24 protein-coding genes are annotated in these 26813 nt (G+C 65.0%); 5 read left to right on the forward strand and 19 right to left on the reverse strand.

From position 1 onward, the window contains the following. Nucleotides 1–6: 6 nt before the first annotated feature. Entirely contained in the window at nt 7–504 is a 498-nt protein-coding gene (locus WS66_RS11170) for an Lrp/AsnC family transcriptional regulator (protein WP_059601033.1), read from the reverse strand. 157 nt (nt 505–661) lie between these two features. On the opposite strand from WS66_RS11170, the gene glmS reads away from it, so the two are divergent. Then, entirely contained in the window at nt 662–2491 is a 1830-nt protein-coding gene (gene glmS, locus WS66_RS11175) for a glutamine--fructose-6-phosphate transaminase (isomerizing) (RefSeq protein WP_059601031.1), read from the forward strand. 74 nt (nt 2492–2565) lie between these two features. On the opposite strand, the gene WS66_RS11180 is transcribed toward glmS, so the two are convergent. Next, nucleotides 2566–3378 carry a hypothetical protein gene (locus WS66_RS11180; protein WP_059601801.1) on the reverse strand — a complete coding sequence of 271 codons (813 nt, stop codon included), beginning with the start codon at nt 3376–3378 and terminating at the stop codon, nt 2566–2568. A 120-nt stretch (nt 3379–3498) separates the two neighbouring features. Beyond that, complete coding sequence (locus tag WS66_RS11185; protein ID WP_059601029.1) at nt 3499–4245, reverse strand: AraC family transcriptional regulator; 747 nt, start codon at nt 4243–4245, stop codon at nt 3499–3501. A 120-nt stretch (nt 4246–4365) separates the two neighbouring features. On the opposite strand from WS66_RS11185, the gene WS66_RS11190 reads away from it, so the two are divergent. Then, nucleotides 4366–5025 carry a glutathione S-transferase family protein gene (locus WS66_RS11190; protein WP_059601027.1) on the forward strand — a complete coding sequence of 220 codons (660 nt, stop codon included), beginning with the start codon at nt 4366–4368 and terminating at the stop codon, nt 5023–5025. 45 nt (nt 5026–5070) lie between these two features. Here WS66_RS11190 and WS66_RS11195 read toward each other — a convergent pair whose 3' ends face one another. The 10 genes from WS66_RS11195 to WS66_RS11240 form a co-directional block, all read right to left on the reverse strand. Next, nucleotides 5071–6159 carry a porin gene (locus WS66_RS11195; protein ID WP_059601025.1) on the reverse strand — a complete coding sequence of 363 codons (1089 nt, stop codon included), beginning with the start codon at nt 6157–6159 and terminating at the stop codon, nt 5071–5073. Nucleotides 6160–6404: 245 nt separating this feature from the next. Then, complete coding sequence (locus tag WS66_RS11200; RefSeq protein ID WP_059601022.1) at nt 6405–6740, reverse strand: Rieske (2Fe-2S) protein; 336 nt, start codon at nt 6738–6740, stop codon at nt 6405–6407. A 3-nt stretch (nt 6741–6743) separates the two neighbouring features. Beyond that, entirely contained in the window at nt 6744–7055 is a 312-nt protein-coding gene (locus WS66_RS11205; protein WP_059601019.1) for a YciI family protein, read from the reverse strand. A 5-nt stretch (nt 7056–7060) separates the two neighbouring features. Then, nucleotides 7061–7936 carry an intradiol ring-cleavage dioxygenase gene (locus tag WS66_RS11210; protein ID WP_059601799.1) on the reverse strand — a complete coding sequence of 292 codons (876 nt, stop codon included), beginning with the start codon at nt 7934–7936 and terminating at the stop codon, nt 7061–7063. A gap of 28 nt (nt 7937–7964) precedes the next feature. Beyond that, complete coding sequence (locus tag WS66_RS11215) at nt 7965–9032, reverse strand: maleylacetate reductase (RefSeq protein ID WP_059601017.1); 1068 nt, start codon at nt 9030–9032, stop codon at nt 7965–7967. A gap of 7 nt (nt 9033–9039) precedes the next feature. Next, nucleotides 9040–10506, reverse strand: a complete 1467-nt coding sequence (locus WS66_RS11220; protein ID WP_059601015.1) for an aldehyde dehydrogenase family protein — start codon at nt 10504–10506, stop codon at nt 9040–9042. A gap of 32 nt (nt 10507–10538) precedes the next feature. Continuing rightward, nucleotides 10539–11558 carry a hypothetical protein gene (locus WS66_RS11225; protein WP_059601013.1) on the reverse strand — a complete coding sequence of 340 codons (1020 nt, stop codon included), beginning with the start codon at nt 11556–11558 and terminating at the stop codon, nt 10539–10541. A 41-nt stretch (nt 11559–11599) separates the two neighbouring features. After that, the gene (locus tag WS66_RS11230; RefSeq protein ID WP_059601011.1) at nt 11600–12094 is read right to left on the reverse strand and encodes a hypothetical protein; all 495 of its coding nucleotides are present in this window, start codon (nt 12092–12094) and stop codon (nt 11600–11602) included. Nucleotides 12095–12208: 114 nt separating this feature from the next. Beyond that, nucleotides 12209–13138, reverse strand: coding sequence for a LysR family transcriptional regulator (locus WS66_RS11235; protein ID WP_059601009.1), 930 nt, complete (start codon nt 13136–13138; stop codon nt 12209–12211). Between the two features lie 137 nt (nt 13139–13275). Then, the gene (locus WS66_RS11240; protein ID WP_059601797.1) at nt 13276–14526 is read right to left on the reverse strand and encodes an MFS transporter; all 1251 of its coding nucleotides are present in this window, start codon (nt 14524–14526) and stop codon (nt 13276–13278) included. 504 nt (nt 14527–15030) lie between these two features. Here WS66_RS11240 and WS66_RS11250 point away from each other — a divergent pair. Together WS66_RS11250 and WS66_RS11255 are read left to right on the forward strand one after the other, a co-directional pair. Then, nucleotides 15031–16515 (forward strand): aminotransferase class V-fold PLP-dependent enzyme, encoded by a 1485-nt coding sequence (locus tag WS66_RS11250; RefSeq protein ID WP_059601007.1) that lies wholly within the window; start codon nt 15031–15033, stop codon nt 16513–16515. Nucleotides 16516–17081: 566 nt separating this feature from the next. Next, complete coding sequence (locus WS66_RS11255) at nt 17082–18614, forward strand: amino acid permease (RefSeq protein ID WP_059601795.1); 1533 nt, start codon at nt 17082–17084, stop codon at nt 18612–18614. A gap of 122 nt (nt 18615–18736) precedes the next feature. On the opposite strand, the gene glyA is transcribed toward WS66_RS11255, so the two are convergent. The 3 genes from glyA to WS66_RS11270 form a co-directional block, all read right to left on the reverse strand. Next, complete coding sequence (glyA, locus tag WS66_RS11260; RefSeq protein ID WP_108064651.1) at nt 18737–19984, reverse strand: serine hydroxymethyltransferase; 1248 nt, start codon at nt 19982–19984, stop codon at nt 18737–18739. Nucleotides 19985–20303: 319 nt separating this feature from the next. Next, nucleotides 20304–21083 (reverse strand): SDR family NAD(P)-dependent oxidoreductase, encoded by a 780-nt coding sequence (locus WS66_RS11265; RefSeq protein WP_059608046.1) that lies wholly within the window; start codon nt 21081–21083, stop codon nt 20304–20306. 33 nt (nt 21084–21116) lie between these two features. Then, nucleotides 21117–22364 (reverse strand): D-arabinono-1,4-lactone oxidase, encoded by a 1248-nt coding sequence (locus WS66_RS11270; RefSeq protein WP_059608045.1) that lies wholly within the window; start codon nt 22362–22364, stop codon nt 21117–21119. 261 nt (nt 22365–22625) lie between these two features. Here WS66_RS11270 and WS66_RS11275 point away from each other — a divergent pair, with 261 nt between their 5' ends. After that, the gene (locus WS66_RS11275; protein WP_059608044.1) at nt 22626–23651 is read left to right on the forward strand and encodes a helix-turn-helix domain-containing protein; all 1026 of its coding nucleotides are present in this window, start codon (nt 22626–22628) and stop codon (nt 23649–23651) included. 145 nt (nt 23652–23796) lie between these two features. On the opposite strand, the gene WS66_RS11280 is transcribed toward WS66_RS11275, so the two are convergent. The 3 genes from WS66_RS11280 to WS66_RS33635 all read right to left on the reverse strand — a co-directional run bounded on the left by WS66_RS11280 (nt 23797) and on the right by WS66_RS33635 (nt 26554). Next, on the reverse strand, nt 23797–24225 hold the full coding sequence (locus WS66_RS11280; RefSeq protein WP_059608043.1) for a hypothetical protein: 429 nt from the start codon (nt 24223–24225) through the stop codon (nt 23797–23799). A gap of 44 nt (nt 24226–24269) precedes the next feature. Then, nucleotides 24270–26120 carry a S10 family serine carboxypeptidase-like protein gene (locus WS66_RS11285; RefSeq protein ID WP_059608042.1) on the reverse strand — a complete coding sequence of 617 codons (1851 nt, stop codon included), beginning with the start codon at nt 26118–26120 and terminating at the stop codon, nt 24270–24272. A gap of 230 nt (nt 26121–26350) precedes the next feature. Beyond that, a complete protein-coding gene (locus tag WS66_RS33635) occupies nt 26351–26554 on the reverse strand; it encodes a hypothetical protein (RefSeq protein ID WP_159086539.1) in 204 nt (67 codons plus the stop codon). Nucleotides 26555–26813: the final 259 nt, after the last annotated feature.

The following is a 26813-nucleotide window of genomic DNA, read 5'->3' on the forward strand; positions in this document are numbered from 1 at the left end:
TGCGGTCTAGGCGTCGCCGCGCTTGCGCATCGCATGCGTGACCCGCGCGTTCGCCTCGAACTTCGCGCGATGCGTCGAGAAGAACGTCCGCACGTTGCGGACGTTCGATGCGCCGGTGAACAGCCGCCGCGCGAACGCGTCGTATTCGGCGACGTCGGCCAGATCGGCCACCACCACGAAATCCGGCCCCGGCGACACGCGATAGCACTGCGTGACCGCCGGCTCCGCGCACACGTAGGCCTCGAACGCGTCGTAGTCTTCCGCCGTCTGCCGGTCGAGGCTGATCTCGATCAACGCCGTGACGGCCGTGCCGATCGCGACCGGGTCGAGCACCGCGACCTGGCGGCGGATCACGCCCGCTTCCGTCAGCCGCCGCACGCGGCGCATGCACGTCGGCGGCGACGACAGCGCGCGCTCGGCGAGTTGCAGGTTCGACACCGATGCGTCGTCCTGCAGGATCGCGAGAATGCGCAGGTCGAGATCGTCGAGCGTGATGCCAGTCATCGGTGGCTCCTTCCGGTCAGGTTCGTGAAATTTAATTTCAACATGATAGCCGACGTCTCGTATGCTTCATCTTCTTGTGTATTTTGAAATTTAATTCCACTCGACTGCTTCTACCATCGCTGTCACGGGTCCAGACAGGACATTTACGGAGCGCGATATGTGTGGAATTGTCGGGGCGGTGGCCCAGCGGGACATCCTGCCGAACCTCGTCGACGGGCTGAAGCGGCTCGAATACCGCGGCTACGACTCGTGCGGCGTCGTGGTCTATCGCGACCGTGCGCTGGCACGGGCGCGCAGCGTCGACCGCGTCGCCAACCTGCAGCGCGAGATCGCCGCGCACGCGCTGTCCGGCTACACCGGCATCGCGCATACGCGCTGGGCAACGCATGGCGCGCCCGTCACGCTCAACGCGCATCCGCACTTCTCGCCGAGCGACGACAACGCGCGCATCGCGCTGTCGCACAACGGCATCATCGAGAACTGCGATCAACTGCGCGCGGAATTGCAGACGCACGGTTACGTGTTCGCGAGCCAGACCGACAGCGAAGCGATCGCGCACCTGATCGACCACCTGTACGACGGCGACCTGTTCGACGCGGTGCGCCGCGCGGTCGCGCGGCTGCGCGGCAGCTACGCGATCGCGGTGATGTGCCGCGACGAACCGCACCGGATCGTCGGTGCGCGCGACGGGATGCCGCTCGTCGTCGGTGTCGGCGATGGCGAGAATTTCCTGGCGTCGGATGCGATCGCGTTGTCGGGCATCACCGATCGCATCGCTTACCTCGAGAATGGCGATGTCGCCGATATTCAGCTGCATCGCTACTGGATCGTCGATGCGGCCGGCCAGCGCGTCGAGCGCGCGGTGCAGCGGGTGGCCACGCACAGCGGCGCGGCGGACCTCGGCTCGTATCGCTACTACATGCAGAAGGAAATCTTCGAGCAGCCGCAGGCGGTGGCCGATACGTTGCTCGATGTCGGGTCGATCATGCCCGAGCTGTTCGGCGACGGCGCGTGGCGCGTGTTCAACGACATCGACTCGGTGTTGCTGCTCGCGTGCGGCGGCAGTTATCACGCGGCGCTGACCGCGAAATACTGGATCGAGAGCATCGCGAAGCTGCCGGCGAGCGTCGAGATCGCGAGCGAGTTTCGCTATCGCGACAGCGTACCGAATCCGCGCACGCTGGTCGTCGCGGTGTCGCAGAGCGGCGAGACGGCCGACGTGCTCGGCGCCGTGCATGTCGCGAAGCAGCGCGGGATGACGCATACGCTCGCGATCTGCAACGTCGCGACGAGTGCGCTGATGCGCGAATGCGTGCTGCAGTTCGTCACGCGTGCGGGGATCGAGATCGGGGTGGCTTCGACAAAGGCTTTTACGACGCAGCTCGTGGCGCTGTTCTTGCTGACTTTGTCACTGGCGCAGGTGCGCGGGCGGTTGAGCGATGACGAGGAGAAGGCGCATCTGCGTGCGCTGCGGCATCTGCCCGATGCGATGTCGAAGGTGCTCGCGCTGGAGCCGCAGATCATGGGCTGGTCGGAGCTGCTCGCACGACGCGACAACATGCTGTTTCTCGGACGCGGGATGCACTATCCGATCGCGCTCGAAGGCGCGCTGAAGATGAAGGAGATTTCGTATATCCACGCGGAGGCTTATCCCGCAGGGGAGTTGAAGCATGGGCCGCTGGCGTTGGTCAGTAACGAAATGCCGGTCATTGCCGTGGCGCCGAATGACGTGCTCCTGGAAAAGCTCAGGTCGAACATGCACGAGGTCAGCGCGCGCAACGGCAGGCTTTTCGTGTTCGCGGATGTGGACTGCGGGTTGGTGCCGAGTGAGGGGATCGAGGTGATTCGGCTTAACGAGTACTACGGGCCGCTTTCGCCAATTCTGCATACGGTGCCGATGCAGTTGCTGGCTTATCACGCGGCGTTGGCGCGGGGGACGGATATCGATAAGCCGAGGAATCTTGCCAAGTCGGTGACGGTGGAGTGAGGGTAGCCGTGCGGATTTTCCGCCACGGCCACGCCGGCGCCCCATCGGAATCATCGCCTCGCACAAGAAAATCGCTACTTCGACAAACTCAGCTTCTTCGACAGCACGACACCGCTCGACGGGCTCACCAGCCGGATGGACTGGAGATCCATGTGCAACGTGGAGATCCGGGTCGTAATGTCGGTGGGCTCCTCGATGCTCGGTTCGGCATGTTCGACTTGTTCGGTCAGGTAAGGCCGAACCAGGCGCCCGGAAAACACGAGCGCGAAGTCGCCATGCGCTTGGGCGTACACGGCGGGCGAAAGCCGCATGCGGCTGCGAACCGTGGTCTTTTTCCCTTGCCCGGACTCGAGTTCGATGATGTCGACCTGCTGGATATATCCTTTTGCCTTCGCTTCGGGTGCAATCACGAGCCCTCGTCCTCGCGGCCCCGTCGTGACCTTTCTGAGCAGGATGCTCGTCCGGTCGTCGCGCTCCGCGTCGAACAGGTCGACGTCCAGCGTCAGCAGGTGCTGCTGCGACCGGTACCTCAGCCCGTACCGCACCGGCACCACGAACGTCACGTCACGATCGAGATCGACGGCTGCAAGGTCGGGGTTCGGGCCATGCCGATCGGTGGCGCTGGAGACCAGGCCGCGAACCCGTGCACTCAAGGACGGCGCGGCGGCGCTGAAGTGCTGCTTCTTCAGCGCATCCCGGATGGCCACCGGATCGTCGCCGACAATCGACCGGCTGGGCGAGGTCTCGTGATCGGCAACGGGCGCGATGCGCGCCGTGCCGTCGACAGCCTCCGCCTCCGCATGCGCCGCCACTGGCGCCAGCATCATCGCCAAGGCGACGACCCACGCGAAGTTCGAACGACGCAACTCGGATTTGATGTGAAGCACGGCGAACTCCTGATTTTCTCGCAGATCGGTCAACGACGAGCACTATAGGGTGGATTGACCGGCAACGCACCCACCGTTTGAAGTTACCCATGGTACGGTCGCCGATCAAGAGCCTGCCCCTCACCCCCGCCCATCCCCCCGCCGATACTCCGCCGGCGCCTTCCCCACCATTTTCCGAAAATCGCGCGTGAAATGCGCCTGGTCGAAATACCCCAACGCCTGAGCCAGTTCCGCGAGATCGACCGGCTCGCCGCCGGCGAGTTTGTCCGCAGCCTCATGCAGGCGATAACGACAAATCACCCACTTCGGCGACACGCCCACATAGTTGGAAAACAGTTGCTGCAGCGTGCGCTCGCTCAACCCCGCGCGCTCGACCTGCGGATCGGCCGGCGGCAGCACCCGCAACAGCAACGCCTCCGCGGCGGCCACCATCCCGGCATCCGCCTCGGCACCGAGCACGGCGTCTTCGGATTGCGCATCGCCACAATCGAGCAGCGTCGACACGGGAAGCACCTTGTCTGTCGACAAATGCACGGGCTTGCCGAAGAACGCCCGGAACGCCCCCGGCCGAAACCGCAAGCCCATCACCCTCCCGGCGCCGGCCAGCGTCGTCTCGAACGCCCCCGACACCACACCGAAGATCCCCGTCTGCCGCCGGTCGAACACCAGATTGACGCACGGATACGGCAGCGTGCGCTGCACATACGGCGGCTGGTCGCGCAGATCCCATTCGACGATCCAGTGGTGATCCAGCACCCCGGCCAGTTCGGCACACGGGTAATAGCGATTCAGCCGGAAGCGCTGATTGAAGGCTTTCGGGCCGACGACGCCTTTGGGCGTCTCGGTCACGTTACGCAAGTCGGCCATGGTGACGAACCGTTGAGGTGACGGCGTGATGATGCACCGCCACAGCGGATTTTTCCAAGACGAAGCCGCGCGGCCGTCCTACATTGGAATACTTGTCCCGAACGCACACCGGAGCCCGCGATGCCGCAAGACCGTCACCTGACCCTGTACCACTCGCCGCGCAGCCGATCGGCCGGCGCGCGGATGCTGCTCGAGGAACTGAGCGCCGACTACGAACTGCACGCGTTCGACCTCTCCGCAGGCAAACATCACGACGCCGAATACCTCCGCATCAACCCGATGGGCAAGGTGCCCGCACTGCGTCACGGCGACGTGATCGTGACCGAGCAGGCCGCTGTCTACATGTACGCGGCGGAACTGTATCCGGAAGCCGGCCTGTCGCCGGCGCCGGGCGATTCACTGCGCGGCCCGTACCTGCGCTGGATGACGTTCTATGGCTCGTGCTTCGAGCCGGCCATCGTCGACCGCTCGATGAATCGTCCGCCCGCGGCTTACTCGACGTCACCCTACGGCGACTTCGATGCCGTCATCAACGCGATCGATGCGCAACTGGCACAGGGGCCCTGGCTGCTGGGCGAGCGCTTCACGGCGGCAGATGTGCTGTGGGGCTCCGCGCTGAACTGGACCACGATGTTCAAGCTGGTGCCCGAGACGCCGCGCATTCGCGCCTATATCGATCGCGTGCTGGCTCGCCCGGCCATCCAGCGCGCGCAGGCGGCAGATGCGGCACTCGCGGCGGAGCAGGACAAGGCCAAGGAGGCGGCGTCCGCTGCGAGATAGTCCGGTGCGGGGCGGACCTCGATGCGTGTTCCGCCCCGCAACCCGTCAAAACATCGTATGCACCCCGACGCGCGCCACGGCCTGACTCGCTGAACTCGACGCTCCGTTCGGATCGAGCACACCGTTGATCTGCGCGTTCGCCCCGCTGTTCGCGCGCTGATAATCCGCGGACACGTAAACCATCGTCCGTTTCGTCAACAGGTATTGAAGCGCGACGCTGACCTGATGCGCGTGGTTGTCGTTCACAGCTTCGTTGCCCTTCATGTACATGTACTTCGCGCCGAGAAAGACATCCGGCCGGATGCGCCACACCCCACCCGCTTCGGCCATCCACACGCCTGCGTCGTTGAACGAATTGCGTACGGTGGTCAGCAGCGCCTTCGCGGTGACCGCGCCGAAGTCATAGTGCATCCCGACGCCCCAGTTGCGCACACTGGTCGACGGTGTGCCCGGCGCCGGACCATACTTCTCGTTCGTATAGGCCGCACCGACACCGAACGCCCCGGCTTCGTAGTTCAGCCCGGCACTCACGGTATTGTCCGCGCCGACGGAACCGGCCACACCGCCAAACGCATACATCACGCCCCCGGAAAACCCGGCAATCGTCGGCGAGCTGTATTTGACCGAATTCGCGACCGGCTTGCTGCCCGCCGTGCGGTCCCAGTCGAATGCGCCGGTCGGATTGCCCGGCAGCGCGAGACGCTGGAACGGGCCATTCCTGAACCCGTACAGCCCCGTAAGATCCATCGAGATCGCGTTCCCCTTCGCAAACAGGGAATCCACCATGAAGTCGTACTGATTCCCCAGCCTGACGCCGCCGAACCGGTCGCTCTCGATGCCCACGTATGCGTTGCGCCCGAAGAGTCCGGTCCCGACGATGCTGCCGTTCGCCATCGAGAACTGGTTCACGAGCGCGAACGTCGCGTGATATCCGCCACCGATATCTTCCGTGCCGCGCAAGCCGAACAGGTTCGGCGTGAAGATGCCGTCGTCGAACTTGACGTTCTTTCCACCAGCCTCGTTGCTGACATACGAGATGCCGCTGTCGATCAGACCGAACATGGTCACGCTGCTCTGCGCGTATGCACCCTGCGCGATGACAAGCATCGCAACTGCTCCAAACCTCAGTTTCATTGTGTCTCCGTCTTTTTTCTGTCAATGCGAACCGGTCGCCCACTGTCTCGCGGGTACTCGCCCGATGCTTCGTGAAACAACGACTTCCCCGGCCCGGCTTCGCATTCATCCAGGTCGGAAAACTGGTATTCGATTAGCTTTACTGATTGAATTGAACGAATGAAGTCCCGCTCATTCCCCATTTCATCCCGCGTGATGCGATTACCGCACGGCCCGATTTCCGCTGGGCAATCCGACCTTCCGGATCAAGCGCTCCGACAGATCACCCACGCCGCCGAATCCACCTCGACAGCCACGGCTTCCAGCCCGGCACCCGAACACGGTCCGTCGATGCACACGCCATCGTCGAACCTGAACAGCGCGCTGTGATGCGCACACATCAGCACCTGGGATCGGTAACAGGAAACGTTGCCCGGCACGAAGTCGAGCGGAACCGAGAAATGCGGGCAACGATTCACGTAAGCCCACACCTGCTCTCCACGCCGCACGACGATGACAGGACGCCCGATGCACGCTTCGTCGACGACCCGTGCCCCGCCATCCGGCACATCGGAGAAGCGGCAGAGTTGCGCGGCACCCATGACTCACGCTCTCCGCTCGGGATTGCCAAGGCTCCAGTCCCACGGTCGAACCTCCACCCGCGAGAACAGCCCTTCTTTCACGTACGGATCGTTGCCGACGAACTGCATCACCGCATCGATGTCGTCCGCCTCGACGACGAGCAGCGTGCCGTTCATCGCATCGCCCTGCGGATCGAGCGTCGGCCCGCCGAGCCGCACATACACACCGTGCTGCGCGGCGGCGCGAAGATAGGTCCGATGCGTGGACCGCACGCGGTCGCGCACGTCGCGCATCCCGGGCTGGTCCGTTGCAAACACTGCAAAGAATCGCGCCATATTGGTCAGCTCCGGTCGAGCACGAAGTCATACGTCGCTTCGCGGTATGCGCCGCTCACTCCGACACGGCGCGCGAGTTCATCGCCCGCCGCACGCGGACGATAGGCAACCATCAGCGACGGCTTCACGCCGAAGACGGCATCCGAGTTCAGATACGCGTCCTCCTCGTCGAACAGATGCGTGACGAGCTTGCGGTAGCCCGGCGCGTCGATCATGAAGTGCAGATGCGCGGGCCGCCACGGATGACGGCCGGTGGCATCGAGCATCTTCCCGACCGGGCCGTCGGTCGGAATCGGGTAGCTGACCGGCAGAATCGTCGTGATCGCATAACGGCCTTCTGCATCGGTCCGGTAGCGGCCGCGCAGATTGCCGTGCGGCTGCGCCTTGTCCTGCCCGGAATACATGCCGTTCTCCGCGGTCTGCCACACGTCGAGCACGGCGTCGCGCACCGGCGCGCCGTCGGTGTCGAGCACGCGGCCATGCACGACGACGGGCGTGCCGGGCGTGAATGCCATGTTCTCGCCATACGCGCGCTCGGGCATGCCTTCGATGTAGAACGGGCCGAATACGGTCGTTTCCGTCGCGCCGGTGGCGAAGCGATGATTGATCGCATCGACCAGCATCGACACGCCCAGCGTGTCCGACAGCAGGATGAATTCCTGGCGCACGACGTCGTCGCACATCTGCCCGGTTTCGGTCAGGAAGCGAATCGCGGCCATCCACTCGTCCTCGGTCAGCTCCGTCTCGCGCACGAACGCATGCAGATGCCGCACGAGGCTCTGCATCAGCACGCGCAAGCGCGGGTTCGGCGTACCGTCGAAGCTGGCGACGACCTGCTCGGTCAGCCGCGTATCGCCGTCATCATGATGCTCATTCGTCACGTTCGTCTCCTGTGATGCAGCCGGCCGCTCAATGCGGCTCGCGCCCTTCCCACGCATGCTGAAGCAATTCGCGAATCGGCGCACGTTCGATCGGCCGCGGGTTCGCATACGGATTCCGGCAGGCGAGGTCGGCGGCTTCGTCGAGGCCCGCTTCCGGCATCCCGATGTCGGCAAGCGCAGCCGACAGGCCCAGTTGCCGATTCAACCGGAACAACAGCGGGCCGGCGTCGGCCGCGTCGGTGCCGCCCAGCGCCCGCGCGACACGGCGCAGCGCGTCGGGCGCCGCGGCATGGTTGTAGTGGGCGGTATGCGGCAACATCGCGGCGTGCGTCTGCGCATGCGGCAGGTTGAAGGTGCCGCCGAGCGTATGACACAGCTTGTGGTGCAACGCCATGCCGACCGCGCCGAGACACGTGCCGGCGAGCCATGCGCCATACAACGCGCGGCTGCGCATCTCGCGGTCGTCGGGCGCGCGAACGATCGCGGGCAGTGCCTCGCCGAGCGCACGAATCGACTCCTCGGCCATCAGGCTGATCACCGGGTTCGCATCTTCCGCGTAGAGCGCTTCGACCGCGTGCGCCATCGCATTGACGCCCGACGCCGCCGAAATCCCCGGCGGCAGCGACAGCGTCAGGGACGGGTCATAGAGCACCGTCCGCGGCAGCACGCGCGGATCGCGCCCGGTGCGCTTCAGCCGGCCTTCCGTGAGCCCGAAGATCGGCGTCATCTCCGAGCCCGCGTAAGTCGTCGGCACGGCGAGGATCGGCAGCGACGACTCGAGCGCGATCGCCTTGCCGAGCCCGATCGTCGAGCCGCCGCCAATCGCGATGCAGCAGTCCGCGCCGAGTTCGGCGGCCATCTCGCGTGCGGCACGCGCGACTTCGACCGGCACGTGCATCACGGCCTGCGCGCATACGCCGGCCGCGCGCTCGCCGAGCACGCCCCTGACCCGTTCGGCGAGCGGCTGCTGTTCCGGCGTCGACAGAATCAGCGCCCGCTGCGCGCCGAGCGCGGACAACTCGTCCGGCAACCGTTCGAGCGCACCCCATTCGAACACGACGCGGGACGGCGTTCCCTGATAGACGAAGCGCTCCATCCCGGCCTCAACGCTTGAAGTGCGGCGGCACCTTGCCGTCGACGTTGACCCACACCGAGCGCGCTTCCGTGTAGTCGTGCATCGCCTCGAAGCCCATCTCGCGGCCGTAGCCCGACTTGCCGACACCGCCGAACGGGCTGCCCGGATTGACGCGCTTGTAGCAGTTGATCCAGCACATGCCCGCGTCGATCTGCGACGCCATCTTGTGTGCGCGGGAAAGATCGTTGGTCCACAGGCCGCTGCCGAGCCCGTATTCGGTCGCGTTGGCGATCGACAGCGCTTCCTCGTCGCTGCCGAAGCGCAGCACGGTGACGAACGGGCCGAACACTTCCTCCTGCGCGACGCGATCGGTCGCATGCTTCGCTTCGATGACGGTCGGGCGCACGTAATAGCCGTTGGCGAGTGCGGCATCCTGCGGCGCACTGCCGCCCGCGAGCACGCGGCCGCCCTGCTCGCGCGCGACGTCGACGAACGACAGCACGCGATCGAGGTGCTGCTTCGACGTCAGCGGGCCCATCTCGGTGTCCGGGTCCAGCGGGTTGCCGACGCGGATCGACGAAGCCAGCGACACGAAGCGCTCGAGGAATTCGTCGGCGATGCGCTCATGCAACACGAGGCGCGAACCCGCGATGCACGCCTGCCCCTGATTGTGGAAGATCGCCCACGCGGCGCCGTTGATGGCGGCATCGAGGTTCGCATCGTCGAAGACGATGTTCGCGCCCTTGCCGCCCAGTTCCAGCTGCACGCGCTTCAGGTTGCCCTGCGAGGCCTCGACGATCCGGCGGCCCGTTGCCGTCGAACCGGTGAACGCGATCTTCCCGACCCCGGGGTGCTCGGCGAGCCGCTGGCCTGCCGTATGACCGTAGCCGGGGACGATATTGACGACACCTGCGGGGAACCCGACCTCGGCCATCAGTTCGACGATGCGCAGCGTCGACAGCGGCGTGATCTCCGACGGCTTGAGCACGACCGTGTTGCCTGCCGCCAGCGCCGGCCCCATCTTCCAGCTCGTGAACATCAGCGGGAAATTCCACGGCACGATCTGGCCGACGACGCCGATCGGCGCGCGCTGCACATAGTTCAGGAAGCCGGTTTCGACGGGAATCACCGAGCCCTGCAGCTTGTCGGCCATGCCGCCGAAGTAGCGGAAGCATGCTGCCGTGCGCGGCACGTCGAGCGCGCGCGAATCGCGGATCGGGTGGCCGGTGTCCAGCGATTCCAGTTGTGCGAGTTCCTCGGCGCTGGCTTCGATCGCGTCGGCGAGGCGCAGCAGCAATCGGCCGCGCTCGGCCGCCGCCATGGCCGACCACGCCGGGAACGCGCGGGTCGCGGCTTCGACCGCCAGATCCACGTCCGCCGCGGTGGCGGCGGCGATCTTCGTGATCAGCGAGCCGTCGTGCGGATTGAGCACGTCGATCGTGCCGCGCTCGACGGCGTCAACGAAGCGCCCGTCGATGAAAAGTTGGGTTTGCATGAATCGTCCTCGATTTTTTGCTGAAGTGCGGCTTAAAACTCGATCGGATACGGCGCCAGCTCGCCGCTCTCGTATCGCTGCGGCAGGTCCGGCGTCGCGTTTTCCCAGACCAGCAGCATCGAGCGCTTCGTCGAATAGCCCTGGTGGCGGATGTCGGCGGGCATCGCGCAGATGTCGCCGGCCCGCATCGTGATGCGCGCGCGCGGCGCACCGGTGTTCTTGTCGCCGATGTCCCATACGATTTCGTCGGACAACTGAAGGAACCATTCGACGCGGTCGTTGCCGTGGAACACCGGCAGGATGAATTCCTCGGTGGTCGGGCAGAACAGGCTGCGCCCGCACACGGACGTGACCGACGGATTCCACGTCACGTCCGAACGCGACAGGTACTTGAACAGGTTGAACGCGTGCAGTTCGCCTTCGAAGCCCGGCTTCACGTGCACTTCAGGTTCGTCCTGGCCGACGTCGAGGAACGCGCGGTTGACCGGCAGATCGTCGCGCAGCGGCGAGTCGCCTTCGAGGCCCGGCATGCGGCGCGTCGCGATGCGCGTGCGTTCGATCGCCGCGCCGTTTTCGCCGTGCTTGCGGCCGAATGCCGTGCCGGTTTCCTCGGGTGCGGCGAACGGATCGAAGCCTTCGTTGGTCCAGTCGTGCAGCATGGCCTTGAAGGTCGCCATGATCGTCGGTGTTTCGAACGTCTCGGTGTAGTCGACGCCGGCTTCCTTCAGGATCCCGTTGAACGTGCCCGCATAGACGTCGACCTTGCCGTAGTGATTGCGCGTGCCGAACACGTGATCGAAGTTCACCCAGCCGTAGAAGAAACCCCATGCGACGTCACGCATCATCGCGCGCAGGAACGCGTCCGCGGGCATCGCATGCGTGCGCGTGCGGCCTTTCGCAGGCCAGCTGATTTTCACGAAGTATTCGTCGCGCTGGAACGCGAACTCGCCGAGCCGGAAGCGGCGGTAACCGGTGACGGCATCGGCTTCCGTGGCCTGCACCAGATCGGCGGCAAAGCCAGCGGAAAGATCGAGGGTCTCGAGGGTGGCCATAACGTGTCTCCTGGAATGTTTGAACGGGGCAGTCGGATGGATCAGCGCAGGCAGATGTCGGCCCACTTCTCGACGGACAGCTCGCCGAGCACGGTCTGCACGAGCGCGACGCCCGGCTTGCCGGCGGCGAAGCGATACGCGCAGCCGGCCGGCAGCAGTGCCTGATGCCCCTTGCGCAGGACGACGTAGCCCATCTCGCGGCCCGCCGGCTGCGTGCCGGCGCTCACGGTGCCGCGGCCGGTGGTCGGCGGGTTGTCGAGCTTGATGAATTCGATGCGGACTTCGCCATCCATCTGGATCGCGAACTCGTCGTGCGCGCACGCGAACCATGGCGACTGGCCGTCGGTCCGCAGCACTTCGATCACGTATTCGAGGTTCTTGCCGGCGACGACCTTTTCGTAGGGAGCCGACTTCGATGCGATCTCGAATACGTTCGAGAAGGCGTAGTGTTTTGCGCTGCCGCTGGTGATTTCGATCTCGCCCTTGGTATGGCTGTCGAGCGAGCCAAAGACGGTATGGAATGCCGCGTCGGTCATTGCTGTCTCCTGAGTTGAACCGCTTGTTGGATTCAACTCTAGGGGCAAGGGCGCCCCTCAACAAGGCAACGGAGCGCGACTACGGCATTTGCGATTCGCGAATAATCGCTTCGTTCAGCGAACCCAGCCGCGCTCCAGCAGTGGACGGTCCCACGGCGACTCGTCGCCGATGTATTCGACGAGGAATTCGACCAGCGCCTTCACCTTCAACGCCTGTCGCTGCGTTGCAGGATAGACGGCGGCAAAGCTCAGCGGCGCGATCTGGAAATCGGTGAGGATGGGCACCAGCCGGCCCGCAACGAGCGCGTCGCTCGCAACCAGCGTGGGCAGGCAGACGACACCGCCGCCCGTCAGCGCATACTCGCGCAGCAGGTGCACGGAGTTCGAGCGGATCATGCCGGGCAACTCCATCTCGACGACCTCGTCGCCGCGCGTCAGGGTCCAGCGGTTGCGCGACGGATAGCCGGAATACAGCGCCGTGGTGTGCTGCAGCAATTCGCGTGGATGTTGTGGCGCACCATGCGCTTCGAGGTAGGCCGGCGACGCGCAGAAAAGGCGTCGCACCACGAACAGGCGCCGCTCGATCAGCGATTCGGATATCGGCGGGAAGATCTGGAACGCGATGTCGAACCCTTCTTCGACAGGGTCCACGACACGGTCATTGACGATGATGTCGAGCTGAATGCCTGGGTAGCGGCGATTGAATTCGGCGAGCGGCACGCCGAAGTGATCGAGCGCGAAACCGGGCAGCATCTGGATCCGCAGCCGCCCGGTCGGCGTCGCGCGCAGTTCGCGCATCTGGTCGGTCAGCTCGTTGACGCGCCCGACCACCTCGGCGCATTCGCGGTAGAAGGTCTCGCCGACTTCGGACAGGCGCACGTGGCGCGTGCTGCGATGGAACAGCGGCGCGTTGACGAACTTCTCCAGCTGCTGGATGCGGTTCGTCACGACCGAACTGGTGACCCCAAGCTGTCGCGCCGCTTCCGCAAAACTGCTCGCCTCCGCAACCCTGACGAATGCCTCGATGCTCAGAAACCGGTCCATACCGCGCCCTTTCCGAAAGCGAAACCGGCAGTCTAACCGCACCTGCCGGCCGGTTGGGTCATGCCGAACGCGTCACACTGTCACCTGGCGGGTGTCAATCCCGCCGACAGCCTGGCACGAGTATGACCGAGGGTACGTTACGGCTGCTTGCCTGCCGACAGCTCCGGCTGCAAGCCCACGCGACGCTGCAGCACGGCCGGCGCGGTTTCCCGCAGCAGCAAGCTGACCACGATGCCGAGCAGCACTGCCCCCATCGGCAGCCACAGAATGTTCTGGATTCCGAAGTGTGCGGCAACGTAGCCGCCCATCGCCGGTGCGATGCCGCCGCCGAAGATCTCGCCGCAACCGACCACCACGCCGATCGACGTCGAAACGAGGCCGACGGGCGCGGCTTCGGTCGCCACGGGGCCCGACAGCAGCGACACCAGACCGAGCGTGAAGAACGATGCGACGAACAGCACCGCGAACAGCACGAGCGGCTGCGGACCCAGCCCGCGGAACACGTAGAGCATCACCGCCGTGCCGGCGAAACCGACGATGCTCGCGAGGCGGCGGCCCACGAGGTCGGACAGGCCCGGCAGCCCGAACTGCCCGAGAAAGCCGCCGAAGCCGATCGCCGACACCACGAGGCCCATCTTCTGCGTGCCGAGCCCAAGGTAATCCGTCAGGTACAGCGGCAGTAGCGCGCCGAGCACGAACACGCCGGTCATCGCACAACACAGCGCGCCCATCGCGACGAGGATGTTGCGGCTCTTCAGCACATGGCCGAGCGACGCCGGCGCGTGTTCCGACACCACCTCCCTCGCGCGCTTCGGTTCGCGGATCACGACGAACATGATCGCGCCGAGGATCAGCCCGGGAATCGCCACGAGCGCGAACACCCAGCGCCACGACACGACGTTGAGCAGCTGCGTCGCGATGATCGGCGACAGCGCGAGCCCGAACAGCGCGAAGCCGCTTTGCTGCAGCCCGAGGTTCAGGCCGCGCCGCCGCGGATGCGACGCGTCGGCGGTGGCCGCGAAACTGGTCGGGCAGAACGAGCCTTCGGCGACGCCCATCAGAGCGCGAATCGCGATCAGCCCGAGCAGCCCGCCCGCGAGCCCCGAGAAGCCCGACAGCAGCGAGAACGCGATGATCGCCGGGATCAGGACCTTGCGGCGGCCGATCTTGTCGGAAATGCCGCCCATCAGCGCCGCGAAGATGCCCCACGACAGGCCGAGCACGCCGATGCAGTTGCCGACGTCCTGCGCGGTCAGGTGCAGGTCCTTCATGATCGAAGGGAACAGCGGCGCGATGAGCCAGCGGTCGAGGCCGACCAACCCGAAACCGAGCGCCAGCAGCGTCACCGCCTTCCACTCATAGGAGGTATCCCACTCGTTTGCTTTCATGTCCGTCTCCGTGGACCGGTCCGCCTGCACGCGCCGGGGGCGTCCGCGCATGAGCCAGGTCCGTTGTCTTGTGTGTGCGATGCGACGTGAGTCGCGAGGAAGTGGCGGCCGCCTTTCCGGTTGCAGGCGTCGAATTCAATCAGCCGACGCCCGAACGATAGGTGCGCGCACGCAAATCGGGTATGGAACATCCGGCGAACGCGCCATTCGCGAAACGCAAATAATCGGGGCATCGGTGCGGGAGGCGTCAGCGGGCAGCGCGGAGCGCGCAGCGGCACGGACGAAACAGCGCGAATGCGTGCGTCACCGGGGGAATCCCTCATGGACATCGGCCGATCGTTGCCGGGTGCCACCAGGAGACAACAGGATACGATTCCACTTAAATCAACGTCGATGGAATATTTTTCCACGCATCAGCGAAGCGCCAACCCATTTTGGATCCTTTTTCCCCGCTCCTCCTCGTATCATTTCTCCCGTTACGAAAAGAAAGAGCCAGAGAAGGACATGAGCGATACCACCCCGCTGCACTACCTCGACTACGCGGCCACCACCCCCGCGGATCCCCGCGTGATCGAAGCGATGACGGCCTGCCTGGGCGCCGACGGCATCTTCGGCAATCCCGCGTCGAGTTCACACGCTGCCGGCCGGCTGGCGAAGGAAAAGGTCGAGCACGCACGCGCGCAGGTCGCCGCGCTGATCGGCGCGGATGCCGACGAGATCGTCTGGACGTCGGGCGCCACCGAATCGAACAACCTCGCGCTGAAAGGCTATGCGGAGACCGCGACCGACAAGCGCCACCTGATCACGAGCCGCATCGAACACAAGGCCATCCTCGACACGATGGCGAACCTGTCGAAGCGCGGCATGACCGCGACCTACCTGTCGCCCACCGCCGACGGCGAAATCACCGTCGACGCCGTGGCCGCGGCGATCGGCCCCGACACGGGCCTGGTGTCGCTGATGCTCGTCAACAACGAACTCGGCACGCTGACCGACGTCGGCGCGATCTCGCGCATCGTGCATGCGGCCGGCGCGCTGCTGCACGTCGACGCCGCGCAGGCGCTCGGCAAGACACCGATCGACGTGCGCGCGCTCGGCATCGATCTGCTGTCGATGTCCGCGCACAAGGTGTATGGCCCCAAGGGCATCGGCGCGCTGTTCGTCCGCCGCGAGATCGCCGATCGCATCGCGCCGCAGATCCACGGCGGCGGACACGAGCGCGGCCTGCGCTCGGGCACGCTCGCGACGCACCAGATCGTCGGCATGGGCACCGCCTGCGAGCTGGCCGCGGAAAAACTCGAGCGCGAAGCCGTGCGGATCGCGGCGCTCAGCGCACGCCTGAAGGACGCGCTGCTCGCGCTCGGCGGCGTCACGCACAACGCGGCGGCGGCACGCCGCATCCCGCACACGTTGAGCCTCACGGTCAACGTGCCGGGCTTCTTCCCGTTCATGCTCGGCGATTCGCTCGCCGTGTCGTCGACCTCCGCGTGCAACTCGACCAGCGGCGCGCCGTCCCACGTGTTGACCGCGATCGGCCTCGACGCCGAAGCCGCGGGCCGCACCGTGCGCATCAGCTTTGGCCGCTTCACGACGGAGCAGGACGTCGATTTCGCGATCGCGTGTTTCGCGTGCGCGCTCGAGCAATGCCGTGACGCGGCGGCGACCGGGTTCACCGCATCGCGACAGATCACGCCGGCGGACCTGAAGGCGATTCGCAACGCAGGCTTTCGCGCGGTGATCTGCAACCGGCCGGACGGCGAAAGCGCCGATCAGCCGGCATTCGAGGAAATCGCCGCCGCCGCGCGCGAACTCGGCCTCGACGCGCGCTATCTGCCGGTCGAACGCGACCGGATCGGCGATGCGGAAGTCGATGCGTTCGGCGCGCTGGTCGATGCGCTGCCGAAGCCGGTGCTCGCGTATTGCCGCAGCGGGAGCCGCGCCGGGATGCTGTGGAATCGCCTGACGGCGCGGCGGACCGAAACGGCCTGAGCGCAACCCGCATGTAACCGAGCATTGCCCGCGTTCGCGCACGAAGCCAACGGCACGGTGCGCGATCGCGCGGGCACGAGCACCGTCACCCGAATGTTCACGCTGAACAGGATCGTGGAGCGCCGCGCGGGCGTCCCGTACCATTCGGTGACCGGGATGAATTCGATACTGCGCCGTTCCGCATCCATCTGCCCGTCTCCTGAAGACGCCTCTTCCGTCAACCCGCTTCGCCACGCGGGTTGATGCCACTCCAGCGGGCACTTTTCCCCGGGTATCGAGGTTCGACAAGCGCGGACCATCCGCGATCCGTACGGATTTCTTACAAAACTTCAACCCGGCATGCGATGCCTCCGAACGGTGCATCCGCCCGGAGTTTCGGGTGCATTGCCGAAATCCGATAGCGCCGCGAGATTTGGCTTCATAACGTTCCCGCATCGGACCGGAAAGCGACTCGTCGTTCACCCATGACGTCGCGTGCCGCCGACGAATTCCAGGAGCGGGCCGCCGTGCCGGGCCCGGGCAGCGATGACGGTCCTGCCATGCAGGACATTCGTGACGGAGCGAACATGGACGCGAAAATCCAGCCTGACTTGGGCACCGACAGTGACGTAAGCCTTCTCCACAAGATGGGATACGCGCAGGAGCTGTCGAGACGCATGAACGGCTTCTCGAACTTCGCCGTGTCGTTTTCGGTGATCTGCATTCTGTCGGGCGGCATCACGGCGTTTCAACTGGCGTTTTCCGCGGCCGGGGGCGCATCGATCGGCCTCGGCTGGCCGCTCGGCTCGCTGTTCGCGCTGATCGTGGCGGTATCGATGTCGCAGATCGCGTCCGCGTTTCCGACCGCCGGCGGCCTCTATCACTGGGGCGCCATCCTTGGCGGGAAGAAATGGGGGTGGATGACGGCATGGCTCAACCTGATCGGCCTGATCTTCGTGATCGCAGCGATCAACTTCGGCACCTACGATCCGTTCTTCAAGACGCTGATCGCACCGATGTTCGGCGTCAGTCCGGACAGCCTGACATGGTGGCATCAGACCGCGTTCATCGCGGTCATCACCCTGTCGCAGGCAATCCTGAACGCACGCGGCATCAGGATCGCGAGCAAGATCACCGACCTGTCCGGCTACCTGATCTTCGTCGTGACGATCGCGCTGGTCGTGTCGCTCCTGGTCTACTCACCGGTCGCGTTCGACCTGCATCGGCTCGTCACCTTCACCAATTACACGCACGTCGACGGCAGCGCCTGGCCGAAACAGAGCATGCCGCTCGCGTTCCTGTCCGGCCTGCTGCTGGTGACTTACACGATCACGGGCTTCGACGCATCCGCGCACACGTCGGAAGAAACGCACGACGCGGCGAAGAACGTGCCGCGCGGCATCATCGGCTCGGTGTTCTGGTCCGCGGCGTTCGGCTACGTGATGGTGTGCGCGTTCGTGCTGGTCATGCCGGACCTGACCGCCGCGATGAAGCAGGGCACCGGCTTCTTCGAAGCCATCCTCGCGCCGATTCCGAAGACGTTGCGCGTGTGCCTCGAGCTCGCGATGTTCTTCATCAACTACGTGTGCGGGCTCGCCGCGATCATGTCGACCTCGCGCATGATGTATGCGTTCGCGCGCGACGGGGGGCTGCCGGCGTCGAAGCTGCTGCGCAGCGTGAATCACAATCATCGAACGCCCGGGCCCGCGATCTGGACCTGCGCGGTGCTTGCAATCGTCATCACGCTGTACGGCGACGCGTTCTCGGTGTTGAGCGCGGGCAGTGCCGTGTTCCTGTTCATCTCGTATGCGATGCCGATCGGCTCGGGGATGCTCGCCGAAGGCCGCACGTGGACCGAAATGGGCCCGTTCCGGCTGGGCATCTGGTCGAAGCCGTGCGCGCTGCTCGCGCTGGTAGGCGCCTGCGTGCTCGCGTACGTCGGCATCCAGCCGCCCAACGAGAAGGTGCTCTACGTGCTCGTCGCGTTCGTGGCAGTACTGATGATCATCTGGTACGGCTTCGGTGTGCGCACGACCTTCGCCGGGCCGCCGATGCTCAAGGACACGCGCAATGACGCGCGCATTCGCGAACTCGAGGCGAATGTCGATCCGATCGTGTGACGCGACACCGATTCGCGCACAGCGCAACAATCCGGCTCGCGGTTTGCGAGCCGGATGGTTTTACGTCGCGTCGCAGCGAACGAGGTTCAACCGCGTTGGCGGTCGAACCCGATTGCCGCGTCTTAGCCGTAGACCGGGAAACGCTTGGTCAGCTCCGCGACCAGGCCACGAACGCGCTCGATCGTCGCCGCATCTTCCGGCGCTTCCAGCACGTCGGCGATCAGGTTGCCGACCGTCTCCGCTTCCGCCGGGCCGAAGCCGCGCGTCGTCATCGCCGGCGAACCCAGACGGATCCCGCTCGTCACGAACGGCTTTTCCGGATCGTTCGGGATCGCGTTCTTGTTCACCGTGATGTGTGCCGCGCCCAACGCCGCTTCCGCCGCCTTGCCCGTGATCTTCTTCGCGCGCAGGTCCACCAGCATCACGTGGCTTTCCGTACGGCCCGACACGATCCGCAGCCCGCGCTTGACCAGCGTCTCAGCCAGCACGCGTGCGTTCTCGACCACCTTCTCCTGGTAAGCCTTGAACTCCGGCGACAGCGCTTCCTTGAACGCCACCGCCTTCGCCGCGATCACGTGCATCAGCGGGCCGCCCTGGATGCCCGGGAAGATCGCCGAGTTGATCTGCTTCTCGTATTCCGACTTCATCAGGATCACGCCGCCGCGCGGGCCGCGCAGGCTCTTGTGCGTCGTCGTCGTCACGAAGTCCGCGTGCGGCACCGGGTTCGGGTACACGCCCGCCGCGATCAGCCCCGCGTAGTGCGCCATGTCGACCATCAGGTACGCACCGACCGACTTCGCGATCTTCGCCAGACGCTCGAAGTCGATCTTCAGCGCGAATGCCGACGCGCCCGCGACGATCAGCTTCGGCTTGTGTTCGTTCGCCAGTTGCTCGGCTGCGTCGTAGTCGATGTCTTCGTTTTCGTTCAGGCCGTAGCTCACGACGTTGAACCACTTGCCCGACATGTTCACCGGCGAGCCGTGCGTCAGGTGGCCGCCGTGCGCGAGGCTCAGCCCCATGATCGTGTCGCCCGGCTTGAGCATCGCGAAGAACACGCCCTGGTTCGCCTGCGAACCCGAGTTCGGCTGCACGTTCGCCGCTTCCGCGCCGAACAGCTGCTTCACGCGGTCGATCGCCAGCTGCTCGACCACGTCGACGTATTCACAGCCGCCGTAGTAGCGCTTGCCCGGATACCCTTCCGCGTACTTGTTCGTGAGCTGCGAGCCCTGTGCGGCCATCACGGCCGGGCTCGTGTAGTTTTCCGACGCGATCAGCTCGATGTGCTCTTCCTGGCGGCGGTTCTCGTCCTGAATGGCAGTCCAGAGTTCCGGATCGACGTTGGCGACGGTGCTGGTAGTGCGATTGAACATGATGATTGATCAAAAGAAAGTGATGGATTGACCCTGGTATGCCGGACTTGCCCGGACCCGCGAAGCCGAGCGCCGGACCGGCGCTCGATGACGTCATCAACCATGCCGCCCCGCGATGCCGGCTGAACGGTGATTCGGCATTGCCATTCCAACAGACGCAAATTCGTTCAGATAGAAGGATTACGACAATCCGCTAGGACGCATCGCGCGGCGAACCCGCAAAAAAATCGAAGGCCCGCATCGCTGCGGAACCTTCGACGGGACCTGCCGCTCCTGGAGAATTCGTGCCTGCCCTTCGGCCTCCTGCGAATATCGGGGCCTAAACAGCGGAAAAACAGTTGTCGACGAACAGATGGGTACCGTTGACGAAGCTCGATTCGTCCGACGCCAGGAACAGCGCGGCTGCGGCCACTTCCGACGGTTCGCACAGCCGGCCTTGCTGCACCGCGATAGCCGCTTCGGTCGCGTCCACGCCCATCGCCTGCAGATCCTTGAGCTCGCGCATCCCGTGCGGCGTGCGGATGAACCCGGGCGCCAGCGCGTTGCAGCGGATGCCGCGGTCGCGGTATTCGACTGCGATCGCCCGCGCGAACATGTGGCACGCGCCCTTAGTCGCGTCATACAGCACCTCGCCGGGCGTCGCGCAGACGGCCGAGATCGACGACGTGCAGACGATGCTGCCGCGCCCCTGTTCCAGCATCTGCGGCAGGACCGCCTTCGTCATCAGGAACATGCTCTTCACGTTCACGCCCATCAGCCAGTCCCATTCCGACTCCTCGATGTCGAGGAACGGTTTGACGATCAGCGTGCCCGCGTGATTGAACAGGATGTCCGCATTGCCATACTGCCGGCGTGCCGCATCGACCGCCGCCTGCACCTCCGACTGCTTCGACACGTCGGCGCCGACGCCCATCGCCTGCAAGCCGGCATCGCGCAGCCGCGACGCGAGCGTTTCGGCCGCGTCGCCGTCGCGGTCGATGATCGCCACCTTCGCGCCCTGCGCGGCGAACAGTTCGGACGCGGCGCCGCCGCATCCGCCCGCGCCGCCGCTCACGATGGCGACCTTGCCGGCCAGGCGCCCGTCAATCTTGGCATTCATTCGTCGCTCTCCAGTCTGGTTCGTTCGGACCGCTCAGCTGAACAGCGTCCGAAGATGATCGTTGAGGAAACGGCCTTCCGGGTCCACGCTGCGGCGCAGTTCGCGGAATGGTTCGGCCTTCGGGAACCAGCGATCCACGTCATCGCGGTTCGTGAAGTGCAGCTTGCCCCAGTGCGGACGCGAACCGTAATCGCGCAGGATGTCGTCGACGTCCTTCAGGAACGGCCAGTAGTCGACGCCGTTCGGCCCGCCCGAGCACGAGATGGTTACGCTGTCCTGATTGTTGAACGGGCTGATCCACGCCGGATCACCCTTCGTGAAGCGGTACTCGACCGGGAAGATGCAGTCGCGATGCTTCGTGAGGATCAGGTCGCGCACGCGGCGCAGCGCTTCCTTGCCGTGTTCGGCGGGCACGGCGTATTCGAGTTCGTGGAAGTTCGCGACGTAGTGAATCGCATAGACCTCGGCGCTGTACGCGATCTTCTCGTGCTCGCCTTCGAAGAACGTGCGTTCGTCGGTGATGTCCATCACCTTGATTTCGCACACGTCGTAGTCTTTCTTCGCGTTCGACACCTTCGCGGTGTCGGGCAGGCAGTACAGGTGGCGGCTTTCGGACGTCGGGCACCAGAAGAAACCGAAATGCCGGTGCGTGGCCGCGAGGTCGTCGTACTTTTCCATCAGCGCCTCGAAGTCCTCGCGCCACACGCGGTCGTGCAGCCAGAACGCGTCGGTCATCTGCAGCGTCAGCTCCGACACCACGCCGAACAGGCCGATGTTCACCTGCGTCGCGTGCAGCAGGTCGAGGTCCTGCCTGTCGCTCACCTCCATGATCGAGCCGTCGGGGCGAACGATCCGCATCCCGACGACCTGCGACGACAGATTGCTCAGCGTCACCCCCGTGCCGTGCGTGCCGGTTGCGAGCGCACCGGCAATGGCCTGCGAATCGATGTCGCCCTGGTTGACGAGCGAAAAGCCGATGTCCTTCAGATGACGCGTCACCGCGTTGATCCGCGTGCCGGCCTTCACCGTGACGCGCTTTCGCTGCTCGTCGACCGCGACGATGCCCTGGTGGTCCTTCAGCGACAGCAACAGGCCGCTCGTCGCGACGACCGGCGTGAACGAATGTCCCGATCCCGAGCATCGGACGTTCTTGCCCTGGCTCGTCGCCGCATGCACCAGCTCGGCGATCTCCGCCTCGCTGGTCGGCGACGCGATGTGCGCGGCAACGCACGACTGATTGCCCACCCAGTTCCGCCAGAATCCGCCACGTGGAAGCTCCATCGACGTCCCTCCAGAAGTGTGCCGCCGGTCCCACGCCGGCAGCCGTGTTCGGTTCGTCCGGCAACGAAGCGGGATGCTCCCGGCGCCGGCGCGATGCGATGCGTTGTGTTCCGTTCGTGCCAAAGGTATTGCGCCAGCCGGCTTTTCACTATCGGATTTCGGCAAGCGAGGGTCTCTTCGGGGAATCGGGCCATCGGGGTTTTTGACCGGCTCGTGCAGCGGCTACAATGCATCGATCCGGCCCGCCCCTTCCCGACTCCGATGACGCCGTCCGCCGATCCGAGCGATTTTTCTGGCGCCCCGCCGTTTGCGCGAACGGTGGCGTTCTGCGCGTTCACCGACGTGGAGGAACAGGCGCGGATCTTCGACGGCTGGGATCTCAACTACACGCAGATCTCGGGCGGCCTGTTTCATGGCTCGTCGTCCATCGTGTCGCTCGGCGGCATCCGGCTCCTGGTCGAGGACCTCGACAAGGTGATCCTGCAGCAGGGCGCGGTGCCGTCCGACCGCATCGCGGTGGCCGTGCCGCTGGAACTCGAAGGCCATGCACGCATGTGCGGGGAGAAGAGCGGGCGCGACAGCCTGCACGTGTTCTCGAGCCAGCCCGTGTTCGAATTCTATTCGCCCGACCGGCACGTGCTCGTGAACGTCGAGATCGAACCCGACAAGCTGTCGACGGAGGCGATGCGCACGCTCGCCGCGTCGCTGCGCGCGCGTACCTTCGCGCCGCTGATCCCGATGACGCCCCAGGTCGCGGACCGATTGCGCGACCTGCTGCGCCACACGATGGCCGCGGCCGCGAAAAGCACGCTGATCGAGGACGTGACGACGCAGGAGCGGATCGAACTGCTCGAGCGGACCGTGCTGTATGCGATTTCCGAAGCGATGACGATGCCCGCGCCGGACGCGGACGCCCTCGCGACGCGGCGGACGAAGTACTGGTCGCTCGTGAACGCGGTACAGGAGCGGCTGCAGGATGCGTCGACGTGCCCGCTGTCGATCGCCGAACTGTGCGTGCAGCTCGGCATCAGCCGGCGTACCGCGCAATATGCGTTCAACGACACGCTCAATCTGAATCCGATCGCCTATCTGCGCGCCGTCCGGCTGAATCACGTTCGCCGCGAGCTGCGGCTCGGCGGGTCCGTGACGTCGGCTGCGACGAAGTGGGGCTTCTGGCACCTGAGCAGCTTTGCGCAGGACTACCGCGCGATGTTCGGCGAGTTGCCGTCGGCGACGGCGCGGCGTTACGCGCACCGGGAAGCCGAACATCGATCACGTGATACGTGACGCGGCTTCGCGTTGCCTGCGCATGAACCGAGCTTCCATGAAGAAAGCCGCGGCCGGACATGCGCCGCGGCGGGTTGAAAGCAGGCCGCCGCAGCAGGGGGCGGCCGGCACCGGCCACCACCCTGCGCACGACCTCGCTACGCCGTCACTCCTGCTGTTCCTGCTCCGCCTGCACCTGTCGCTGCTGAATGAACTGCCGCACGTCGCTCATCGTCACGCGACCGGTGTGTTTCGCATCGATCTCGTCGAAGTGCTTCGCGACGAAGCCCAGCCCGCTGCTCTGCGCCTGCGCTTTCGTCACCGCCGCGCCGTTGCTCAGCACCGTGTTGCCGCCGAGCCGGGCGTCGACGCGCCGCTGCGCCTGCTGCTGCAGCGTCGCGCCGGTCGACGGCAATATCGGCGCCACGCGGGTCGAAGGAAAGAACGGACCGTCGACACCGTGCCCGCCGTGCGGCAGCTTCACCGGTGCCACCGCCTGCGGCGGCAGTGCATGGGCGCTGCTCATCGCGGCACCGAGGACGGTCAACGCAGACATACGCCGCATCAAGTTGATTAGGGACATGATCACTCGCATTCAATGGATGAATAGAGGGTTCCTTTTCGCAAGGAGTTCGTCGTTTACGGTGCCACCGCCAGCGTCGTCGCGGCCGTCGCGCCCGGCACGCTGCCGGTCGGCGTGCCGGCCGGGTTCTCGTCCGGCCACGGCGGCGGCAGTGTGCGCAGCGTCAGCGCCGTCGGAATCCGCCTGCCCTGATAGAAGATCTTCAGGTCGCGCTTCATCTGCGGACGGGCCACGTCATCCAGATACGTCATATGCCCGCCCTGGAAGAAGTTCACCTGCAGCTTCGGGTTCAGGCCCTTCACGGTCTGCAGCCGCGCGAGTTGCTTCTCGGTGTTGAAGAACGGCGTCGCCAGATCGTGAAGGCCGTTTTCCGCGAGCACCCGGAGCTTCGGATTGAGCTGCAGCGCGCCGAGCAGATCGGGGATCGAGTCGGGCATCGGCTGGCCGTCATGCGAGAAGTCCCACACCTGGATGATGTTGTCGTTCAGCGGCAGGTAAGTCGCGTTCGGCGCGGTGTAGCCGAGGTAGTCGGGCATCTGCGTCGCGAGCGCGTTCGTGAACGGCTGCGAGATCAGGATGTCCGACGGATCGCCGTCCGCTTGCAGTCGCGGATCCGAGTTCGGCAACGACACACGTCCGTCGTAGCGGCCGATCGTCGTGCCGGGCAGCAGGCTTGTGCCGAACGGATTCGCGTTGAAGTAGCCGCGCAGCGCCTGCTGCGTGAGGCTCGACGGCAGCGACCACAGCTTCAGCGTCGCATCGCTCGGGAACACCGGCGTGCCGAGCGCATCCGGAATGCCGAGCTGGCTCAGCACCCACGACTGCGAGTACTGCTGCAACTGGTTGTAGATCAGCGTCGTGAACAACTCGGTCTGCAGTGCATACAGATACGGGTTGACCGGCGCCGGCGACACCTGGTTGAAGTACGCCGCTACCGCTGCATAACCGGGCAGGTAGCCGGCCACGGTATCGGTCTCGAGCAGCAGCCCTTCGGTCGACTGCGTGATTGCCACCGCTTCCACCGCATCGGCGAAGTAGTTCAGGATCGACGACTGCAGCACGATCCCGGTCAGGTGCACGCCGGCCGATTCGAGCGCCAGAGCGAGCATGTCGGTACGCGGCGTGCCGTATGACTCGCCGTACAGGTAGATCGGCGACGTGCCGCGGCTGTTGACGGTCAGGTAGCGCTGGATGAAGTCGCGCATGATGTTGACGTCCGCGTCCGAACCCCAGTACTTCTGGTTGGTGTTCGGCAGCACGGCTTCCGACAGCCCGGTTCCCGGCGGGTCGATGAACACGAGGTCGGTCGTGTCGATCAGGCTTTCCGCGTTGTCGACGAGCGGATAGTTCGGCCAGTTGTTGCCGAACAGCGGATCGGGCGTGGCGACGCGCGTCGGCGCGAAGGAGCCGAGGCGCAGCCAGATCGACGACGATCCGGGGCCGCCGTTATAGACGAACGTGACGGGGCGCGGCTTGCCGTTCGTGCTCGGCGCGGTGTACGCGACGTATGACATCGACGCTTCCGCGTTGCCGTTCGCGTCCTGCGCAGTCAGGTGGCCCGTGGTCGTCGTGTAGCTGACCGTCGTGCCGCCGGATTTCCACTGGTAATGCATCACCGCCGCCTTCTCCGAGACCTGCGCGGCCGCGAGGCCGTCAGTCGCGTTCATCGAATAGGCGACGGGGTCGACGTAAGGCTGGTTCGCCGCCGGCGACTGGCTGTCCGCCGCCGCTTGCGCGCTGGCCTGCTGGCTGGCGGTGGCCTGCGCGAGGCTCGACGCGCCGACCGACGACGAATCGTCGCCGCCGCAGCCCGCGAGCACGAGCGTCACGACGGTCAATGCGCCTAGCCCGGCCGGCCAGCCGCGACGCGCGCGGCGGCTGCCGGTACTGCTCCTGTCTGGTTTCATCTCTGTCCTTGGGTCGGATACCGCTTCACACGGGCCGCCATCGCCGGCGAAAAACGCGCAGGCATACCCGCCACTCGCGTTGCACGGTCGGCAGACGGCGGTTGGGGACTGGATTTCTTCGAGAGACTGAACTTGATACAGACACAGCAAACTGCTGGCGGAGAATGATGCGGGTAACGCCGCCCCCTTTGCAGTTTCAACGACTTATCGTATGACCAAAATTTACGACATCACAAAAATAGGCGGTGCTGCGCCGCGTTGTCAAAGATCATTCCGATATTAAAAAATCTCTTATGATGCAAACGGCGATCAGTGTCTGGCATTTGAAAGAAAACACGATTGTTCGCGCCTGGCTTGTTATATGAGTCGTTTTTATTGGAATGCGGCGGCGTTCTGGTATGTTGAACAATCTTCCAGGCTTCGGGATTGCGCATGGACGCCCTTCAGATCGACAGGATTTTTCTTTCATTTTAATTATCCCGAATCGATTGGCGCGATTCATTGAATAAAAATCGGCATTGTCCAAAAAATACCGATTCTGATTATCTCCCGGACACGCCATGGAATTATTTACCCGGCATTGGAATTAAACCGCGGAGTGCGCCAAGCGGCATCGATGCGTAATGCGAGGGCATTCGCAATGAAGAAGCCGTCATTCGCGCCACGCATTCCGGATCGCATGACAGCGATCGC

Origin of the sequence: Burkholderia sp. LA-2-3-30-S1-D2, assembly GCF_001523915.2 — a bacterium.
In the GTDB taxonomy this organism is placed as follows: Bacteria; Pseudomonadota; Gammaproteobacteria; order Burkholderiales; family Burkholderiaceae; genus Burkholderia; species Burkholderia diffusa.

Excerpts from the sequence above, each read along its gene's own strand:
- WS66_RS11170 (WP_059601033.1), bottom strand. The coding sequence starts at position 504 with ATGACTGGCATCACGCTCGACGATCTCGACCTGCGCATTCTCGCGATC.
- glmS (WP_059601031.1), top strand. The coding sequence starts at position 662 with ATGTGTGGAATTGTCGGGGCGGTGGCCCAGCGGGACATCCTGCCGAAC.
- WS66_RS11185 (WP_059601029.1), bottom strand. The coding sequence starts at position 4,245 with ATGGCCGACTTGCGTAACGTGACCGAGACGCCCAAAGGCGTCGTCGGC.
- WS66_RS11190 (WP_059601027.1), top strand. The coding sequence starts at position 4,366 with ATGCCGCAAGACCGTCACCTGACCCTGTACCACTCGCCGCGCAGCCGA.
- WS66_RS11195 (WP_059601025.1), bottom strand. The coding sequence starts at position 6,159 with ATGAAACTGAGGTTTGGAGCAGTTGCGATGCTTGTCATCGCGCAGGGT.
- WS66_RS11200 (WP_059601022.1), bottom strand. The coding sequence starts at position 6,740 with ATGGGTGCCGCGCAACTCTGCCGCTTCTCCGATGTGCCGGATGGCGGG.
- WS66_RS11205 (WP_059601019.1), bottom strand. The coding sequence starts at position 7,055 with ATGGCGCGATTCTTTGCAGTGTTTGCAACGGACCAGCCCGGGATGCGC.
- WS66_RS11215 (WP_059601017.1), bottom strand. The coding sequence starts at position 9,032 with ATGGAGCGCTTCGTCTATCAGGGAACGCCGTCCCGCGTCGTGTTCGAA.
- WS66_RS11220 (WP_059601015.1), bottom strand. The coding sequence starts at position 10,506 with ATGCAAACCCAACTTTTCATCGACGGGCGCTTCGTTGACGCCGTCGAG.
- WS66_RS11225 (WP_059601013.1), bottom strand. The coding sequence starts at position 11,558 with ATGGCCACCCTCGAGACCCTCGATCTTTCCGCTGGCTTTGCCGCCGAT.
- WS66_RS11230 (WP_059601011.1), bottom strand. The coding sequence starts at position 12,094 with ATGACCGACGCGGCATTCCATACCGTCTTTGGCTCGCTCGACAGCCAT.
- WS66_RS11235 (WP_059601009.1), bottom strand. The coding sequence starts at position 13,138 with ATGGACCGGTTTCTGAGCATCGAGGCATTCGTCAGGGTTGCGGAGGCG.
- WS66_RS11240 (WP_059601797.1), bottom strand. The coding sequence starts at position 14,526 with ATGAAAGCAAACGAGTGGGATACCTCCTATGAGTGGAAGGCGGTGACG.
- WS66_RS11250 (WP_059601007.1), top strand. The coding sequence starts at position 15,031 with ATGAGCGATACCACCCCGCTGCACTACCTCGACTACGCGGCCACCACC.
- WS66_RS11255 (WP_059601795.1), top strand. The coding sequence starts at position 17,082 with ATGGACGCGAAAATCCAGCCTGACTTGGGCACCGACAGTGACGTAAGC.
- glyA (WP_108064651.1), bottom strand. The coding sequence starts at position 19,984 with ATGTTCAATCGCACTACCAGCACCGTCGCCAACGTCGATCCGGAACTC.
- WS66_RS11265 (WP_059608046.1), bottom strand. The coding sequence starts at position 21,083 with ATGAATGCCAAGATTGACGGGCGCCTGGCCGGCAAGGTCGCCATCGTG.
- WS66_RS11270 (WP_059608045.1), bottom strand. The coding sequence starts at position 22,364 with ATGGAGCTTCCACGTGGCGGATTCTGGCGGAACTGGGTGGGCAATCAG.
- WS66_RS11275 (WP_059608044.1), top strand. The coding sequence starts at position 22,626 with ATGACGCCGTCCGCCGATCCGAGCGATTTTTCTGGCGCCCCGCCGTTT.
- WS66_RS11280 (WP_059608043.1), bottom strand. The coding sequence starts at position 24,225 with ATGCGAGTGATCATGTCCCTAATCAACTTGATGCGGCGTATGTCTGCG.
- WS66_RS11285 (WP_059608042.1), bottom strand. The coding sequence starts at position 26,120 with ATGAAACCAGACAGGAGCAGTACCGGCAGCCGCCGCGCGCGTCGCGGC.
- WS66_RS33635 (WP_159086539.1), bottom strand. The coding sequence starts at position 26,554 with ATGCGCAATCCCGAAGCCTGGAAGATTGTTCAACATACCAGAACGCCG.